The sequence below is a fragment of the Limnospira indica PCC 8005 genome, assembly GCF_000973065.1.
Classification (GTDB): Bacteria; Cyanobacteriota; Cyanobacteriia; order Cyanobacteriales; family Microcoleaceae; genus Limnospira; species Limnospira fusiformis.
On the sequence record NZ_FO818640.1, the window covers coordinates 4472291 to 4490988 of the forward strand.

General features: G+C 45.1%; 12 protein-coding genes and 6 pseudogenes. 11 read left to right on the forward strand and 7 right to left on the reverse strand.

Translation table 11 applies throughout. The annotated features are described in order from the left end of the window. Positions 1-23 precede the first annotated feature (23 nt). The 6 genes and pseudogenes from XZ46_RS19590 to XZ46_RS19620 all read left to right on the forward strand — a co-directional run bounded on the left by XZ46_RS19590 (position 24) and on the right by XZ46_RS19620 (position 4499). Entirely contained in the window at positions 24-434 is a 411-nt protein-coding gene (locus XZ46_RS19590) for a hypothetical protein (protein WP_006624113.1), read from the forward strand. Between the two features lie 272 nt (positions 435-706). Continuing rightward, a pseudogene (locus XZ46_RS30420) lies at positions 707-1315 on the forward strand (IS607 family transposase). After that, a complete protein-coding gene (locus XZ46_RS19600; RefSeq protein WP_230428117.1) occupies positions 1278-2387 on the forward strand; it encodes an RNA-guided endonuclease InsQ/TnpB family protein in 1110 nt (369 codons plus the stop codon). The pseudogene XZ46_RS30420 and the gene XZ46_RS19600 overlap by 38 nt, the downstream one beginning before the upstream one ends. A 129-nt stretch (positions 2388-2516) precedes the next feature. After that, entirely contained in the window at positions 2517-3038 is a 522-nt protein-coding gene (locus XZ46_RS19605) for a photosystem I assembly protein Ycf3 (RefSeq protein WP_006624111.1), read from the forward strand. Positions 3039-3058: 20 nt separating this feature from the next. Continuing rightward, the gene (gene gatC / locus XZ46_RS19610; protein ID WP_006624110.1) at positions 3059-3352 is read left to right on the forward strand and encodes an Asp-tRNA(Asn)/Glu-tRNA(Gln) amidotransferase subunit GatC; all 294 of its coding nucleotides are present in this window, start codon (positions 3059-3061) and stop codon (positions 3350-3352) included. Between the two features lie 271 nt (positions 3353-3623). Continuing rightward, positions 3624-4499 (forward strand): annotated as a pseudogene (locus tag XZ46_RS19620) (IS630 family transposase). A 30-nt stretch (positions 4500-4529) separates the two neighbouring features. Here XZ46_RS19620 and XZ46_RS19625 read toward each other — a convergent pair. The 5 genes from XZ46_RS19625 to XZ46_RS19645 form a co-directional block, all read right to left on the reverse strand. Next, the gene (locus XZ46_RS19625; RefSeq protein WP_006669216.1) at positions 4530-5600 is read right to left on the reverse strand and encodes an IS4-like element ISAtsp3 family transposase; all 1071 of its coding nucleotides are present in this window, start codon (positions 5598-5600) and stop codon (positions 4530-4532) included. A gap of 498 nt (positions 5601-6098) precedes the next feature. Beyond that, positions 6099-7088 (reverse strand): nucleoside hydrolase, encoded by a 990-nt coding sequence (locus XZ46_RS19630; protein WP_006669215.1) that lies wholly within the window; start codon positions 7086-7088, stop codon positions 6099-6101. 8 nt (positions 7089-7096) lie between these two features. Beyond that, complete coding sequence (locus XZ46_RS19635; RefSeq protein WP_006617174.1) at positions 7097-7912, reverse strand: hypothetical protein; 816 nt, start codon at positions 7910-7912, stop codon at positions 7097-7099. A gap of 262 nt (positions 7913-8174) precedes the next feature. Next, positions 8175-8468 (reverse strand): TIGR03792 family protein, encoded by a 294-nt coding sequence (locus tag XZ46_RS19640; RefSeq protein WP_006617175.1) that lies wholly within the window; start codon positions 8466-8468, stop codon positions 8175-8177. Positions 8469-8489: 21 nt separating this feature from the next. Next, positions 8490-9014 carry a DUF937 domain-containing protein gene (locus XZ46_RS19645; protein ID WP_006624102.1) on the reverse strand — a complete coding sequence of 175 codons (525 nt, stop codon included), beginning with the start codon at positions 9012-9014 and terminating at the stop codon, positions 8490-8492. Positions 9015-9382: 368 nt separating this feature from the next. Here XZ46_RS19645 and XZ46_RS19650 point away from each other — a divergent pair, with 368 nt between their 5' ends. The 3 genes and pseudogenes from XZ46_RS19650 to XZ46_RS30425 all read left to right on the forward strand — a co-directional run. Beyond that, positions 9383-11104 (forward strand): sensor histidine kinase, encoded by a 1722-nt coding sequence (locus XZ46_RS19650; protein ID WP_008052988.1) that lies wholly within the window; start codon positions 9383-9385, stop codon positions 11102-11104. Positions 11105-11321: 217 nt separating this feature from the next. Continuing rightward, entirely contained in the window at positions 11322-13940 is a 2619-nt protein-coding gene (gene clpB, locus XZ46_RS19655; RefSeq protein WP_008052989.1) for an ATP-dependent chaperone ClpB, read from the forward strand. Positions 13941-13997: 57 nt separating this feature from the next. Next, positions 13998-14243: pseudogene (locus tag XZ46_RS30425) on the forward strand (transposase); the annotation flags it as partial. 803 nt (positions 14244-15046) lie between these two features. Here XZ46_RS30425 and XZ46_RS33045 read toward each other — a convergent pair. After that, positions 15047-15927: pseudogene (locus XZ46_RS33045) on the reverse strand (IS630 family transposase). A gap of 544 nt (positions 15928-16471) precedes the next feature. Beyond that, positions 16472-17095 (reverse strand): annotated as a pseudogene (locus XZ46_RS19680) (group II intron maturase-specific domain-containing protein); the annotation flags it as partial. A 164-nt stretch (positions 17096-17259) separates the two neighbouring features. On the opposite strand from XZ46_RS19680, the gene XZ46_RS19685 reads away from it, so the two are divergent. Together XZ46_RS19685 and XZ46_RS19690 are read left to right on the forward strand one after the other, a co-directional pair. After that, positions 17260-18330 (forward strand): IS4-like element ISAtsp3 family transposase, encoded by a 1071-nt coding sequence (locus XZ46_RS19685; protein ID WP_006669216.1) that lies wholly within the window; start codon positions 17260-17262, stop codon positions 18328-18330. Positions 18331-18362: 32 nt separating this feature from the next. Further along, positions 18363-18695: pseudogene (locus XZ46_RS19690) on the forward strand (helix-turn-helix domain-containing protein); the annotation flags it as partial. Between the last annotated feature and the right edge of the window lie 3 nt (positions 18696-18698).

Sequence of the window (18698 nt, forward strand, 5' to 3'; positions counted from 1 at the left end):
AGATGTAGCATCCAGGAGTGTCAATGAATAGCAATCACAAAATTTTAGCAGTTACTAGACCAAACAAACCCCCTGAGCCTAGTTCCGAATCGCCCACTACCAACACCCAAGAACATTCTCGGTCTACTGGGACTGTCAAACACATTCCTAGTCGCACCGTGAAACCTTCAAAACCCATTAAACATAAGCCGAAAGTGGCGGTGAAACTTCCCCAGGCTGACAATTCTGAGGGTGAGGTGTTTGTGGTCGGAGATCATATTCTGGTCAGAGCGCCTTGGGGACTGTGGGCACGGGCAGAAATTAAGACTTTCTATCAAAGTAGTCCAGATACTGTCATGGCTCATTTTATACCAAAAGAAGAACGCACAAACTGGACTTGGATGGGTGGTTTAATTCGCTCTGATTTGTTGAAACGAGCCAATCCAGACTCGTAGGGATTTTGGCGATTTTCTCCCTGTTATCGTAAATTCAGTTTCTGGGAACCGGATTAAACCCCCACCGCCATACCTTGGGAATATAAAACGGTTCCCGCCACCCCGCAGACAAGATGAATTTGGGCCAGTAACTCAAGGATCTGGAAGCGAATGGGTGTAGGCTGCATCGCAAGGCAATCATTGCTACAGTAAAGAGCATGATTTAATCTCAAATTAGGTTAATATTTTAGGGCAATAGGGTATAATAAGCGAGAAGAGTTGAGGATAAACCTATTGCCAGATATGTCAAACCCAAGGAAGCCGCCCAAATCCTTGGAGTCCATGAAAGAACACTCCGCAGATGGGACGACAATGGCTCAATCGAGACCATCAGAACCCCCGCTGGGCAACGACGATACAACGTTGAGTGATATACTGCTGCCAAATCAGGCAGTGACAAACGCAAAGTCGTTATCTATGCCAGAGTTAGTAGCCGCGCCCAGCAGTCCGACCTCAACCGACAGGTGGCCGCACTGTCCAACCTCTACCCCGAAGCAGAAGTCGTCTCAGAAATCGGAGGCGGGCTCAACTTCAAGGGAAAGAAAATGCTGGCCTGACTGGGACATCATTTGTCAGGAGATGTCCGCATGGTTGTCATTGCCCACCAAGACCGATTGGCAAGGTTTGGATTTGACTTGTTTCGATGGCTCTGTGAGCAAAACAGGTGCTCACTCATGGTTCTCAACCAGACAAGTCTCAGTCCAGAACGAGAAATGGTTGAGGACATCCTCGCCATCCTCCACTGCTTCAGTTCCCGATTATACGGACTGCGTAAATATAAAACTCAGGTCAAAGAAGATCCGGATTTACCCCAGCCCGGAGCTAAATCAAGTCTGGCGTAAATGGCTGGCTGCTTGTCGGTATTGCTACAACCAAGCAATTGCATTATCTAGGAGTGGTAAACGACTAAGCAAGTTAAAGTTACGCAATAAAGTGATGCAGAGCGACTTGCCTGCATGGGTCAAAGAAACACCCGGCCATATTCGGCAGAATGCTATCTTTGATGCCTATCTCGCCTTTTCAGCCAGTCCAGGCGCCAGGTTTAGGAGCTGTCGGGATAGTTCTCAAGCCATCAAGTTTAACAATGCTAATTTCTCTTCAGGGAGTTGGTATCCAAGACTAACGAAAGGATTAACTTTCATGGTTTCCGAAGCTATCCCTAAAACTTGCGGGCAAGGGACTCAGTTGGTGTTTACCAAAGGTCGATGGTTGGCGATTTTCCCTGAACCAGTTGCCGTTACCCCAACTGACGCTACTAGCGTAATTGCATTAGACCCGGGCGTCCGAACTTTCATAACTGGGTTTGATGGTTCACGATTTCTGGAATTGGGCTCCGGGGATATTGGAGGCATTACTAGGCTATGTCAACATTTGGATGATTTGATGAGCCGAATCGCCAAGGAACCCTGTCGTTCAAGAAGGCGACGGATGAGGCAAGCGGATCAACGAATGAGAACCAAAATCCGCAATCTAGTTGATGAAGCCCACAAACAAATTGCTCACTACTTGACTCACAACTACAGTATAATTTTTCTGCCGACCTTCGAGACTTCCAACATGGTTGCCAAGGTGAAGCGTCTAATCAAATCCAAGACTGCCCGCGCCATGCTGACATGGGCGCATTATCGATTCAAACTAACCCTGAGACATCAAGGGGAAATAACTGGAACCACAGTTGTAGATGTGACGGAAGAATACACCAGCAAAACCTGTACTCACTGTGGTCATGTGCATTCCCAGCTAGGTGGCTCAAAAGTGTTCCGATGTCCTGAGTGTGGGTTCACTCTACCCAGGGACTGGAACGGTGCTTTTGGAATCTTTCTAAAAGCTTTGCGGGATACCGCCTCTGTTACCTTAACGGGTAATAGTGCTATCGTCGCATTGTCAGGCAATAGCCGGATAAATGTCGCGTAAATGTATCAGAAACAAGAATACCCGGTTAGATTGCTCTAGCAATTAACGAAGGTGTAAACTTAATATTGGTTTTGCCCCTGATGCGGTAACTCCAAGCGATCGCCCCCCTACTGTGGAGACTCCTATAATATGCCCAGAACTCAACGTAACGATAATTTCATTGATAAGACTTTTACGGTCGCGGCTGATATGCTTCTGAAAATGCTACCTACCAGCCGGGAGGCAAAAGAAGCCTTCGCCTACTATCGCGATGGAATGTCGGCTCAAGCTGATGGAGAATATGCAGAAGCTCTCGAAAACTATTATGAGGCTCTCAAACTTGAACAAGATCCTAACGATCGCAGTTATATCCTCTATAACATTGGTTTGATTCACACCAGCAACGGCGAACATGACCAAGCACTAGATTATTACCATCAAGCAATTGATCTCAACCCCCGCCTTCCCCAGGCTCTCAATAATATTGCTGTGATTTTCCACTATCGTGGCGATCGCGCCAAAGAAGCGGGAGATGAGGATGCCGCAGAACAAGCCTATCGGGAAGCGGCAGAATACTGGAAACGCGCTATTCGTCTCGCTCCTAATAACTACATTGAAGCTCAGAACTGGCTGAAAACAACAGGCCGCAGTGATATTGATGTTTACTTCTAAATAGGAGTTGGATTACCAGCATGATTGATCGCGAAGAAGTCCGCAAAGTGGCTCACTTAGCTCGCTTACAACTACAGCCCTCGGAAGAGGAAAAGTTTACTAAGGAATTGAATGGTATTTTGGATTACTTTGAACAACTCAAGGAGCTGGATACGGAAAAAGTCGCCCCTACTATGCGGGCGATCGATGTCAGCAATATCACCCGTCCTGATCAACTTGAACCCTATCCAAATCGCGACGCTTTACTCGCCGCCGCCCCAGAACCTGATGGGGATTTCTTCCGAGTTCCTCAAATTCTCAGCGACGAAAATTAATCCTTTCAACCATCAATAATCGGCAATGGACAATCGGTAATCGGTAATTAATTATAAATTATAAATTGTCCATTATTAATTGTTAATTATTAATTATTAATTATTAATTGTTAGGGAATTTCTTCCGAGTTCCTCAAATTCTCAGCGACGAAAATTAATCCTTTCAACCATCGATAATCGGCCATGGACAATCGGTAATCGGTAATTATAGCACAAGACAGAACACTTAGGACGTATAATGGAGAGGACGAGATGACTAAGAAGACCAAAAATGCCAGCCCCCTATAGTTACGACCTCAGACAAAAAGTTATTGATGCCATTGAACTAGACGGTATGCCCAAAACATAAGCCAGTCAAGTTTTCCATGTCAGCAGGAACACCATTAATCTCTGGCTGCAAAGAAAAGCACAGACCGGAGACTTCCTCCCTAAACCTCATCACCGACCTGGCAATAACCACAAAATTACCGACTGGCATAAATTCAAGGCTTTTGCCCAAGAGCATGGCCACAAAACCTCCGCTCAAATGGCTGAACTTTGGGATGACGACATCTCTCCTCGCACCATATCCAGAGCCTTGAAGAAAATTGGCTTCACCAGAAAAAAAACTTACGGCTACCAAGAACGTTGGAAGCAACAGCGAGAGGAGTTTATGGCTCAGATTGAACAGATGGAGCCACAAGAAGTGGTCTACCTCGATGAAGCCGCCATGAATAGTCAGGACTCGGATTACCCTTATGGTTACTGCGAGGAAGGAAAACGCTTCCATGCACTCAAATCAGGGAAGAGGCAGGGCAGGGTAAGTATGATAGCCGCATGGTGTCATCAACAACTCTTAGCTCCCTTTAGCTTTGAGGGTTGTTGTAATCGGACAGTGTTTGAGTTGTGGTTGGAGTTCATCTTAATTCCAACATTGAAGCCAGGTCAGACTCTAGTATTGGACAATGCAACGTTTCATAAAGGGGGGCGGATTGCTGAACTGGTGGAGGCAGCTCAATGCCGTTTACTCTATCTACCACCTTATTCGCCAGACCTCAACAAGATAGAGAAATGTTGGTCGTGGCTGAAAGCCCGTATTCGCCACTGCATTGAGCAGTTTGATTCTCTCCATGATGCCATGGATTCCGTTCTCAAAGCTGCGTCCTAACCACCTTGACTAATGCTATAATTATCAATTCTAAGTACAGGACAAAAGTTGTAGAGCCTGGTGAAACCGCCCTGAAAACAAAGGCAGATTAGAGAAAGTGCGGCGTAGAAAATCGAAGCCAGTGCGGAAAAGACTCTGGGAGCGTCGTCCGTGAGCCTTCAAAGGAATGGGTGAACCTTGGTGAATCCACAAACCCACCTTCATAGCCCAAGTAAAAGCCAGGCTAAGCAAAGCCAATAAACGGCTCAAGCGCTCAGGGTCCTTAAAGTGAGTCGATTCGAGACAGAAGCCCCGAGTCTTCAAGGCTCCGAAGAGGTTTTCAATACCCCAACGCCGAGCATAGTCGGGGAGGGCCGTTTCGGGGCAAGCGTTAGTGATGAGAATCAACAACTCCCCCGAATCAGCCAGACGAGAGCCAATGACGTAAACCTGCCGTCCCCAAACCCAACGGCGACCCGAAAGCTGGCGAAATTCTCCGGGTCGCAGAGAATCAAACATTCGTTCGCCGCTACGCCGAGTTCCTCCTAACTTAGGACTAATCAGCTCGCTGTGGCGGATGCGTAGGCGGAAAGGAACCTCGGGGTCGATGAGAAGATACGAGAGCCAATCTCGCCCCACAAATTCCCGGTCAGCGGTCAGACAAGCCACCTCCACGTCAGGAAATAGTGCCTCGAAGCGGTCGAATAAGTCCATGCGTTCGCCACTGTTGCTATTGCCCTTTTTGTCAAGCATCGTCCACAGCAGGGGAAAGGCAATCCCCTCGTGGACGACTGCCAACATCAAGATGTTGAAATGGGTTTGACCGAAAGACCAACAGGTGCGGTCGAGACTAAGAGTCCAAGGTTGGGGAATGTCAATGAGGCTAACGACGAAACGGGCAATCTCTGCCCGGTCAAATTTGAATTGCCGAAAAAAACGTTGTAATCGCTGGTAATTTGAGGAAATTTGCACAGGATTTGCGAATACAGTCGCTATTTCCATCAGATTAACCGTCTTTGTTTGGAATAGCGCCATCAGGAACAGGCAGACAAAGTTTAATCTCGCCCCGTGCCAGGGCAAGTGAGGGCGCAAAGTGTCTCGTAATCGGTTAAGCTCGTTCATGAGAGGGAAGTTTGGTTTGTGGTAATTCCGATGTAACCCTCTCACCCCAACTTGGCGCTACCCCCCCACCCCTCGACTTTCACCTCAGCCCGGAGCGCCCCCTTCAGAATTTTCGGCTAGATTCCCTTTTGGCTAAGACTTTCAGCTTTTTTGTCCTGTACTGAGTTATCAATTATAAATTGTCCATTATGAATTGTTAATTATTAATTATTAATTATTAATTATTAATTGTTAGGGGATTTCTTCCGAGTTCCTCAAATTCTCAGCGACGAAAATTAATCCTTTCAACCATCGATAATCGGCCATGGACAATCGGTAATCGGTAATTAATTATTAATTATTAATTATTAATTGTTAATTATTAATTATTAATTGTTAGGGGATTTCTTCCGAGTTCCTCAAATTCTCAGCGACGAAAATTAATCCTTTCAACCATCGATAATCGGCCATGGACAATCGGTAATCGGTAATTAATTATCAATTATCAATTATCAATTATTAATTATTAATTATTAATTGTTTCAAGTCTTCGACTAAAATCGCAAAAAACATATCATCATCTACCTCGGAAATTACCCAACTATTAACATCTAATTTGGGTTTATGGGTGCGGTCAAACCAGGTGAGACCGCGAGTTGATATTCCTTGGGTTTCTATCTCAACTTTCGCCCGGTAAAACTTGAATAATTCCGGGTAGAATATATAAGCGATAGTAGCGGCATCATGCACTAAAAAACCGGGAATCCCACGAGTGCGGCGGTTTTTTAAGGCGGTTGTTACCATGAACTTGACTAAATCAACTATAAATTCTGCGATCGCACTTTGGGGATTAACTGCGGCTATGCGATCGCTAATTTCTGGGGTGAAAATTAAATGCTGGGTAACATCTAAGGAAATCATCACCAAATCATGACGACTGGCGAAAACAGTAGCCGCCGCTTCCGGGTTATAAATAATATTAAACTCTCCATGGGGGGTAACATTTCCCCCCAAATGAAAAGAACCCCCCATAATCACAATTTCCCGCGCTAACTTGAGAATACCTGGGCGTATTTGTTCTGCGGCGGCTAAATTAGTTAAAGGGGCGATCGCTGCTATAGTAATTTCCCCTGGATATTTTTCTAAACAGTCAATAATCACCTGTGGCGAACCCAAAGCCTCCTCAAAATTATGGGTAGGCGGCGGTAAAGTATCCGACAAATTCCCGATACCATCATCCCCGTGAATATGACTAGCATTTCCCACCAAAGAATTAACCCCCATCACCCCACGACCCACCGTCACCCCATCCATTCCAGTCCAAGCCAGAACCTGACTAGCCGTGGTAAAAGTGCGTTGAGCCTCCACATTTCCTTCTGCAGTTGTCACCGCCACCAATTCAGCCATACCTTGGCTAACCAAACTTTGCAACCATAGCAAAGCGAACACATCATCCCCACCTGGGTCAGTATCTAAGAGAATTTTTCTCGGCTTTATTGTTAATGTCATATTGCCAGCTAATTCTTATTATTAGAATTGGGTTTGGGTGGACGAGGTAAATAATTATTACTCTCAGTTTTTTGCATTTGTTTAACTACCAAAAGCAAACGTTTTATATGAGGTTTAATAATTGTCTCGTTTTCATTAGATATGCGTTCTATTTCAGCCTGAATTTGAGACACATCACCCGCCTGCCGCTGAACAGGAGTTGTCAATTTACCCTGTTGATTTTGTAATAATGCGATCGCATTTTGTAACTCAATCACACTACCCTGTAAAGGGGCAATTTCCTGGTGAAACTGCTGTTCCATCTCATCCAAAGCCTGAGACATTTCACTCTGAAACGAAGCCACAGACTCCGTTAACACAGCCACCTGTTTTGACCCACGAACCCTCATCAATTCATCCTCACTTACAGGCTCTGGTAATTGGCTTTGTAGTGCCTCAATATCTCCCCTTAGTTGTTGGCGCAACCCCAAAATTGCCCGCACCGCCTTTTGTTCCAAAACCTCCACCGACTCCCGAACCTCAACCACATCAGCCTGAGTTTCCCCCATAGACTGTTGTAGGCGATGTCGGTTAGCAACATTAAGAGAGAGAGCCACAGTCAGAGGCGCAACCCCATAGAAAGCCTGACCCGAAAGCGCCACCACCACCGACCCAATAGCAGAACTTGCCAAAGAAATATATTCTGCCCACTCCAACCAGTGGCGCTGAGGTAAAGACGAGGCTAACAGATCAGACTCTGACGAATTAGGTTTGGGCATGGCAGCACTGTGATTATGGTTAAGTACAGATTGATTTGGGTGAGAAATCGGAGAAAACATAGCCATGATTTCAATTTAGGTTAAAAGTGAGCAGGTCGATTATGCTACAAGCAATTATGTTATAATCCCAGTCTAATCCGTAATTGTCCGATATGTTGCCTAGCAGGAGTTATCCGTTTTATGGAACCAAAACAAAACCAGGGATTCGCCAAAATTCGTCCATTTTTGAGTATTGCCACGTTTATCGGACTCCTGATTGGGGTAGGTTTACTGACCCTTAACCTTATGTTTGCCCTCATTGACAAATTCAGCTAATCTTCCTCAATCCTTAATGTAGGAACTTACGCACCTGATACTCATAGCTTTCAATAATCGGCATTTTCAGATCACCCATGGCTAGGTCTAGCTTTTCTAAGGCTTCTGTGGGAATGGACTTCCACTGTTCGCGAGTTTCCCAGCGAATTACTAGGATCACCTCTTCGAGTTTGGGGTCAACCCAAGTTTCCTTACCAATAAAACCCGGAAACTGCTTCAGTCCTTCTGTCCAAACCTGTTCATCCTTCTGAATAAAGGCTTCCCACAGTGTTGGGGGAACCTTAAACCGTAACCATTCAATCACCATATCATTAGACCAATTATCAGATTAGCGCTTAAAAAAGCTACTAGCTAGTCGCAGCACACCCGCAATATCAGCCTCTCCATCACCGGTACTATCTAAGAAACTCGTCAAAACCGGATTTTCGCCTTTTTGTGGATCTTGGCTATTAGTCCCAGTTTGCAAAAAGTTCAAAACCACAGGAACCAATAGGGGCAGCAAACTTCTAATAGTCTGAGCATTAACTCCGGTGCGCTGTTCGACCGCTTCAATCAGTCGATTTTGCGTTTGGGGAGAAAATAGCAATTGTACCACAGCAGGATTCGCTTGGATACCACTATACTGATTAACAAAGGATTGTACTGACTCCTTGCCTTCCTGGTTGCACTTTTCCTTGAGTGCCGATCGCACATAGTCCCCCACCACAGACATCACCGCCTGGGTGGTTTCCGGAGACCCACCAAAGTTAACCCCTAGCTGTTGTGCCGTATTTATGAGATCATTAATTTGGTTAATGTTGGCTTGCAGTGCTGGGTTATTCAATGCACCGACAATTTGATCAAATAGTTTCATGGACAATTACCCGTCATTCACTAAATTTACTTCTAGTGTACCCCTAGCGCCATCACCATGCCAAAACCAAAATTTGCAGATAGCCTGGGGACTATCAAAGTTCCTTGACCCATGCACACTGTTGAGCGTGCATCTCCCAACTTCATTAAGTTTATCAAAGGTTGATCAAAATTGACTTATTAAAATGCTAGAATACTTGTCCAGTAGGTTCTCACCTTCTGCTCAACTTGATCCTGAATGTGCCGCCTGAATTATAGATACCGATAATAATATCAGACATCCCCAAAATCTAAAATTCTGACAGCCATCAGAACCGAGGGTTACGCCTGGTATTTTGTAGACCTTCCTGGCTAATTGTAAAGCAACGGATGCCTCAAACCTCACCCAAACCCAATTCTTCAAATACCCTAACTCCTTGGGGGTTGTCTCTGCCGTTTTTCAATAATTTGGGAATTCGGCAAAAAATTAGTAGTGGCTATATGATTGTTCTCGGTGTAGCCGTCGGGGGTGTGTTAACCGGATTTGTAGTTAACACAGTTCTCACCAATAACAGTAATAAACAGTTTAAGATTAATCACAACCAAGCCCATTTTTTAATTAACTTAGATACGAATATTTTTGACCTAAAAGACCAGCAAAAAAAGCTGGTTAATAATATCAACAACCCCGACAAAATATTAATCATAATTTCCCAAATTAGGTCAGAAATTTTTCAATTACAACTGGCTCTGAACAATTGGCAGGAAGTGCCTAGCACCACGGACCCTAAAATCCAGCCAGACTATCAAAGATTACAAGAAATTTTGCAGGATTATAGCAGTGCGATCGCTGTATATACAGAGGAAATAAACCGCATATTTCCAGCTACAGAAACTGGTAATAATAGCCCAGAAAATCTACAAATAATCCAACAATCATTAAACAACTTCAACAACAGCCCCGCCGCCACTAACCTCTATGATTTGTCTGGGGAAGCATTGCGGTTAGCGGTTAATTTCCGCGATCGCGCCGACTTAGCCTTAGTTGAATTACAAACCGGAAAAAGTATCGCTCGTAACATTATATTAATAAGTTTATTAACCGCTATAGTTTTAGGTTGGTTACTAGCCAAATATACAGGTAAAGCGATCGCCGATCCGATTGAAAAAATGATTGACATTGCTGATCAAGTAGGAGAAGATTCCGATTTTGCCCTAAGAATTCCCCTAATGGAAGACCAGCATACAGAAATCGGCAAACTCACAACCACCCTTAACCAACTAATTAAACGAGTGGCACAATACACCGAAGAACTCCAAAAAGCCAAAATTGCCGCCGAAGCAGCCAACCGATCAAAAAGCGTATTTTTAGCCAACATGAGCCATGAACTTCGCACCCCCTTAAACGCCATTATTGGCTATAGCGAAATGCTGCACGAAGAATCAAAAGATTTAGGCTACGATGATTTTTTACCCGATTTAGAGAGGATTCAAACCGCCGGGAAACACCTCTTAGACATGATTAGTGATATTTTGGATATCTCCAAAATCGAAGCAGGTCATGTCACCCTGTATCTCGAAGATTTTGCCGTACAACAATTAATTGATGATGTCGTAGCCACCGCCACCCCCTTAACCGAAAAAAATCATAACGCTCTGAAAGTCAAAACCGCCAAAGACCTCGGCACCATGTATGCCGACTTACCCAAAGTCAGACAAGTGCTATTAAACCTATTAAGTAATGCTTCCAAATTTACCAATAAAGGAACCATTACCCTGCAAGTGCAGCGAGTAACCAAAATTCCCAATGAGTGGAAAAAAGACACCTTGAATGCCGAAAAATTTGCCAGTGCTAAAACTCAGTATTTAGTTTTTCAGGTCAAAGACACAGGAATTGGTATGAATAAAGAACAGGTTAAACACATTTTTAAAGCCTTTATCCAAGCTGACGCTTCCACAACTAAACGATTTGGTGGCACTGGTTTAGGACTCGCTATCAGCCAACGACTGTGTGAGATTTTAGGCGGCGGCATTTATGTCAAAAGCCGTGAAGGAGTAGGCTCGACCTTTGTCGTTTGGCTGCCAGTCCACGTCTCTGGTCAGTATTTGTAGCCACCATAGCTCTGCTGATCACTTCGGTGATCCGTACCCCGAAGGTTAGGAATAGAGAACTAATGCCCCTAGTCAATTAAGCTAAAGTCTATAAATAGTCGGACAGACTCAAACCTTGAGAAAATGATGGCATTCTTATCAAAATCTTCCGCCAAAGGTCCCCCATGGTTAATAGCAGTCAATTATTAGATAAAATCAGTATAGGAGGTTATAAATTATGCAACCCACAGATCCGAGTAAATTTACAGAAAAAGCATGGCAAGCCTTAGCACAAACTCCCGATATAGTCAAACAGGCTCAACAACAACAAATCGAAACTGAGCATTTGATGAAAGCCTTGCTAGAGCAAGATGGACTGGCTAATAGTTTATTTAACAAAGCGGGAATATCAGTAGCTAAGGTCCGGGAAAGTACGGAAAACTTTATTAATCGTCAACCGAAAATTAAAGGAAACAGCACCAACGTATATTTAGGTCGCACTTTAGATACGCTGTTAGACAACGCTGAAGCCTACCGCCAACAATATGGAGACGAATATATATCGGTTGAGCATCTGTTATTGGCTTACACTAAAGATGCTAGATTTGGTAAAACTCTCTATCAAGAATTTCGACTAGATGAAGCGAAACTTCAACAAATTATTACCCAAATTCGAGGAAATCAAACTGTGACAGATCAGAACCCGGAAGGCAAATATGAAGCCTTGGAGAAATATGGACGCGATTTAACTGAAGCGGCGCGTATGGGGAAATTAGACCCGGTAATTGGTCGGGATGAAGAAATCCGCCGCACTATTCAAATTTTGAGTCGGCGCACTAAAAATAATCCGGTTTTAATTGGGGAACCAGGAGTTGGAAAAACTGCGATCGCAGAAGGATTGGCTCAACGTATTATCGCCGGAGATGTGCCTCAATCTCTCCAAGAAAGAAAACTAATAGCACTGGATATGGGGTCACTTATTGCGGGGGCTAAGTTTCGGGGAGAATTTGAAGAACGCTTAAAAGCAGTCCTGAAAGAAGTGACGGACTCGGAAGGTAAAATCATCCTATTTATTGATGAGATTCACACCGTTGTTGGTGCGGGAGCTACCCAAGGTGCGATGGATGCGGGAAACCTCCTGAAACCTATGTTAGCTAGGGGTGAGTTGCGCTGTATTGGTGCCACAACCTTAGATGAATATCGTAAGTATATTGAGAAAGATGCAGCCTTAGAGCGACGTTTTCAGCAGGTTTACGTTGATCAGCCTAATGTGGTTGATACTATCTCGATTTTACGAGGCTTGAAAGAACGCTATGAGGTTCATCATGGGGTGAAGATTTCTGATAGTTCTTTGGTGGCGGCGGCTACTCTGTCTACTCGCTATATTAGCGATCGCTTCCTTCCTGATAAGGCGATCGACTTGGTAGACGAAGCCGCTGCTAAGTTGAAAATGGAAATCACTTCTAAGCCGGAGGAACTAGACGAAATCGACCGGAAAATCCTCCAATTAGAAATGGAAAAACTGTCTTTGCAAAAAGAAAGTGATACCGCCTCCCAAGAAAGGTTAGAACGACTGGAAAAAGACTTAGCCAACCTGAAGGAAGAACAACGCACCCTCAGCGCTCAGTGGGAGTCGGAAAAAAATACAATTACCCATATTCAGTCCCTCAAAGAAGAGATTGATCGGGTTAACATTGAAATTCAACAAGCCGAACGTAATTACGATCTCAACCGCGCTGCTGAGTTGAAATATGGGACCCTGGAAGCTCTCAAAAAACAACTCCATCAAGCTGAGTCACAATTACAAGATACTCAAACCGGAGGGAAAACTCTCCTCCGGGAAGAAGTAACCGAGTCTGATATTGCTGAAATTATCTCTAAGTGGACGGGGATTCCTATTAGTAAATTAGTCGAATCTGAGAAGGAGAAATTACTGCATTTAGAAGATGAGTTACATCAACGGGTAGTCGGACAGGATGAAGCTGTAACAGCCGTCGCTGACTCTATTCAGCGATCGCGCGCTGGTCTGTCCGACCCTAACCGACCCGTCGCTAGTTTTATCTTCCTCGGACCAACCGGAGTCGGTAAAACCGAACTAGCTAAGGCTTTAGCCTCCTACCTATTTGACACCGAAGAGGCGATCGTGCGTGTTGATATGTCTGAATACATGGAGAAACACTCCGTTTCCCGCCTTTTGGGCGCTCCTCCCGGATATGTAGGTTATGATGAGGGAGGACAACTCACTGAGGCGATCCGCCGCCGTCCCTATGCTGTCATTCTGTTTGATGAGATAGAAAAGGCTCATCCTGATGTCTTTAATGTCATGCTTCAGATTCTTGATGATGGTCGAGTGACTGATGCTCAAGGTCGTACTGTCGATTTCAAAAATACTATCATTATTATGACCAGTAACATTGGGTCGCAGTATATTTTGGATATTGCTGGCGATGATTCTCGCTATGAGGAAATGCGTCACCGGGTTATGGATTCTATGCGATCGGCTTTTCGTCCAGAGTTTCTTAATCGCATTGATGAAATTATTATTTTCCACTCTCTCAAACCCCACCAATTGCGCGAAATTGTCCTCCTACAATTAGGCAATCTTTCTCAGCGCCTAGAGCAGCATAAAATGTCCTTAAAATTGTCTGAGAGCGCCCTGGACTACCTAGCTGATGTCGGTTTTGACCCCGTTTATGGAGCCCGTCCCCTCAAACGAGCTATTCAACAGGAACTAGAAACACAAATTGCCAAAGGCATTCTTCGGGGAGAGTTTAATGATGGAAATACCATCTATGTTGATGTCGAAAATGAGCGGCTTTCTTTCAAGAAATTACCCAGAGAACTAATCATCAAGTAAGAAACTCAATTTTAACTGATTCTTTATCCTTAACAATCACGAGGTTATTGAAAATATATAATTCCAACATTGAAGCCAGGTCAGACTCTAGTATTGGACAATGCAACGTTTCATAAAGGGGGGCGGATTGCTGAACTGGTGGAGGCAGCTCAATGCCGTTTACTCTATCTACCACCTTATTCGCCAGACCTCAACAAGATAGAGAAATGTTGGTCGTGGCTGAAAGCCCGTATTCGCCACTGCATTGAGCAGTTTGATTCTCTCCATGATGCCATGGATTCCGTTCTCAAAGCTGCGTCCTAACCACCTTGACTAATGCTATATATGCACCACGTAGTCTTTAAACTCGTCCTCGCCATTATACTCTTACTGACCGCAGTATCTATATCCCCACCGTGACCTGTGGGCATATCCCAACCATGACAATTGGGCTTTAGCTTCTGGTCACATCCTTCACCCTCTAAGCATGCGCTTACATTTTTCACTACTACCTTGTGAATAGCATTACTCACTTATTTATAGGCAGAGCATTAGAGGGGTTACAACGTTCCGATTATATGGGCATTCCATCGTTAGATTTGTCCTCTCCGCCGGGGTACTTTTAAAGGTCTGTGTAGGTAGTCGCACGAACCCCCTACTTTTCCCCTTGCCCTTTTGAGCGCAGCGTGTCAACCTATTTCGCTGCTAGTGTATTACGATGGTTCAAGTCGGACATTCGGTCTTCCTAATCATAGATGGTTGGCAGTGGTCGCGTCTTGGTAGTAGGTTCTACCTCACGCCTTCCGTTCCCCGCTTCAATCCTGGAGTTATGATTTCCAAAACTGGGGGTGGCTATCGCCGTTACTCTCTACTCCCTGATTTCTCAGTTCGTTTATGACCTTGAGTTCCCTGCCTTGCTTAGTTCCCTAAGCGTCGGGACATATAACCAGTTATGAGGATGGTCAGGAGAGGTCTCCTTATATCCAGATTCGGAGCTGGAATCCTCACCGGGTAGTTATTTCGGGCATTTCAGCCCTATTTCATACCCGAACGTCTCGCACCATACGCTTACACTTTTCACTACTCTTGTGAGTAATATTGCTCACTTATAGCATTAGTCAAGGTGGTTAGGACGCAGCTTTGAGAACGGAATCCATGGCATCATGGAGAGAATCAAACTGCTCACGTGCAGTGGCGAATACGGGCTTTCAGCCACGACCAACATTTCTCTATCTTGTTGAGGTCTGGCGAATAAGGCGGAAGATAGAGTAAACGGCATTGAGCTGCCTCCACCAGTTCAGCAATCCGTCCCCCTTTATGAAACGTTGCATTGTCCAATACTAGAGTCTGACCTGGCTTCAATGTTGGAATTAAGATGAACTCCAACCACAACTCAAACACTGTCCGATTACAACAACCCTCAAAGCTAAAGGGAGCTAAGAGTTGTTGATGACACCATGCGGCTATCATACTTACCCTGCCCTGCCTCTTCCCTGATTTGAGTGCATGGAAGCGTTTTCCTTCCTCGCAGTAACCATAAGGGTAATCCGAGTCCTGACTATTCATGGCGGCTTCATCGAGGTAGACCACTTCTTCCGGCTCCATCTGTTCAATCTGAGCCATAAACTCCTCTCGCTGTTGCTTCCAACGTTCTTGGTAGCCGTAAGTTTTTTTTCTGGTGAAGCAAGCCAATTTTCTTCAAGGCTCTGGATATGGTGCGAGGAGAGATGTCGTCATCCCAAAGTTCAGCCATTTGAGCGGAGGTTTTGTGGCCATGCTCTTGGGCAAAAGCCTTGAATTTCTGCCAGTCGGTAATTTTGTGGTTATTGCCAGGTCGGTGATGAGGTTTAGGGAGGAAGTCTCCGGTCTGTGCTTTTCTTTGCAGCCAGAGATTAATGGTGTTCCTGCTGACATGGAAAACTTGACTGGCTTCTGTTTTGGGCATACCGTCTAGTTCAATGGCATCAATAACTTTTTGTCTGAGGTCGTAACTATAGGGGGCTGGCATTTTTGGTCTTCTTAGTCATCTCGTCCTCTCCATTATACGTCCTAAGTGTTCTGTCTTGTGCTATATTTATTAGAGAGCCTATGAGGGGTTTAAACGTTCCGTTTATATGGGCATTCCAACTTTAGATTTGTTCTATCCACCGGGGTACCTTTAAAAGTCTGTGTAGGTGATGTTGCGATTACCCTACTTTTCCCCTTGCCCTTTTGGGCGCAGCGTCACAACCTATTTCGCTGCTTAGTGTTATCGATGGTTCAAGCCGAACATTCGGTTTCCCTAATCATGGATGGTTGGCAGTGGTCGCATCTGGTAGTAGGTTCTACTTCACGCCTTCCGTTCCCCGCTTCAATCCTGGGTTTGTGATTCCCAAAACTGGGGGTGGCTACCGCCTTTACTCTAAACGCAATTGTTAAGGAATCATTAAGATTTCCAGTTTGGCGTTTTTGACTTTGAGTTCCCTGCCTTGTTTTATTAGGGGTCGAGAGTGAAGTCACCTTCACCCCCTCCCATTCAGAACCGTGCATGAAAGTTTCCCTTCACACGGCTCCTAGTTTAATTGCTCCATTGTTAGGGATACAGCGTTGGCGTTATCTAGTGCCGTCTTATCATCGTGACAATGGCGATGTAATAGCTGAAGATTTTTGTATTCATCCTTTCCACCGAGGCTTCGAGGTACAATGTGGCCTACTTCAATTAGGTCTGATGGGGTAAAGTATTGCCCACACCAGGTACACCTGCCTTTTTGCTTCTTGAGTAGTTTTGCTACCCTACTTGGCGTTTCAATTGCCTGACCTCGTCTGGTTGCCCAGTAAGTCCAGTTTCCGTCATATGGTGTTGCTTCCGGGCGTATCAAGGTATGTCTAACAATTGGAGTCCAACTATGTTTCCATAACTGGAACCCATTTTTGGTCCTGAACAACCAAGCTTCCTGTCTTTCATTCCCATTGCTAAGTTTAACCGTTCCATTACTGAAATAGTTTCCTAGTTTTTCATAATTTGCCTTTCCGCATCTTGACACTGTCCATGCCCGCAACATTTGCCAGATTATATTGTCTAGCTTACTGAAAGTCTCCATTGAGACGACCCCTGAGTAGTAATTTGACCATCCACGAATAATCGGGTTTAGTTTACTAATCAGGGCTGATTGAGGTGCTGTTTTATGTTGTTTAACTCAGTACAGGACAAAAAAGCTGAAAGTCTTAGCCAAAAGGGAATCTAGCCGAAAATTCTGAAGGGGGCGCTCCGGGCCGAGGTGAAAGTCGAGGGGTGGGGGGGTAGCGCCAAGTTGGGGTGAGAGGGTTACATCGGAATTACCACAAACCAAACTTCCCTCTCATGAACGAGCTTAACCGATTACGAGACACTTTGCGCCCTCACTTGCCCTGGCACGGGGCGAGATTAAACTTTGTCTGTCTGTTCCTGATGGCGCTATTCCAAACAAAGACGGTTAATCTGATGGAAATAGCGACTGTATTCGCAAATCCTGTGCAAATTTCCTCAAATTACCAGCGATTACAACGTTTTTTTCGGCAATTCAAATTTGACCGGGCAGAGATTGCCCGTTTCGTCGTTAGCCTCATTGACATTCCCCAACCTTGGACTCTTAGTCTCGACCGCACCTGTTGGTCTTTCGGTCAAACCCATTTCAACATCTTGATGTTGGCAGTCGTCCACGAGGGGATTGCCTTTCCCCTGCTGTGGACGATGCTTGACAAAAAGGGCAATAGCAACAGTGGCGAACGCATGGACTTATTCGACCGCTTCGAGGCACTATTTCCTGACGTGGAGGTGGCTTGTCTGACCGCTGACCGGGAATTTGTGGGGCGAGATTGGCTCTCGTATCTTCTCATCGACCCCGAGGTTCCTTTCCGCCTACGCATCCGCCACAGCGAGCTGATTAGTCCTAAGTTAGGAGGAACTCGGCGTAGTGGCGAACGAATGTTTGATTCTCTGCGACCCGGAGAATTTCGCCAGCTTTCGGGTCGCCGTTGGGTTTGGGGACGGCAGGTTTACGTCATTGGCTCTCGTCTGGCTGATTCGGGGGAGTTGTTGATTCTCATCACTAACGCTTGCCCCGAAACGGCCCTCCCCGACTATGCTCGGCGTTGGGGTATTGAAAACCTCTTCGGAGCCTTGAAGACTCGGGGCTTCTGTCTCGAATCGACTCACTTTAAGGACCCTGAGCGCTTGAGCCGTTTATTGGCTTTGCTTAGCCTGGCTTTTACTTGGGCTATGAAGGTGGGTTTGTGGATTCACCAAGGTTCACCCATTCCTTTGAAGGCTCACGGACGACGCTCCCAGAGTCTTTTCCGCACTGGCTTCGATTTTCTACGCCGCACTTTCTCTAATCTGCCTTTGTTTTCAGGGCGGTTTCACCAGGCTCTACAACTTTTGTCCTGTACTTAGGGCTATTGTATAAGTTATCACAACCAACTACCATGAGCCGTTACTCTTTAGATTTTCGGAAAAAGATAGTAGAAGCCTATGAAAAAGGAGACACTTCTATCCGAAAAGTAGCGAAACGCTTTTTGGTGAGTCCAGACACGGTAAGGCGACTGGTCAAACAGTATCGATTAACGGGAGACTTATCTCCTCGTAAGTGTGGCACTAAAAAGAAAAGCATTTTATCTAAGCATGAGGAAGCCGTGATAGATATTGTAGAAGCCCACCCCGACCTGACCTTATGGCAATATAGTGATAAGCTCAGAGACAAGCTGGGCATAAATGTCAGTACGACCATGATAGATAGATTTTTAAAGCAGCACGATATACAG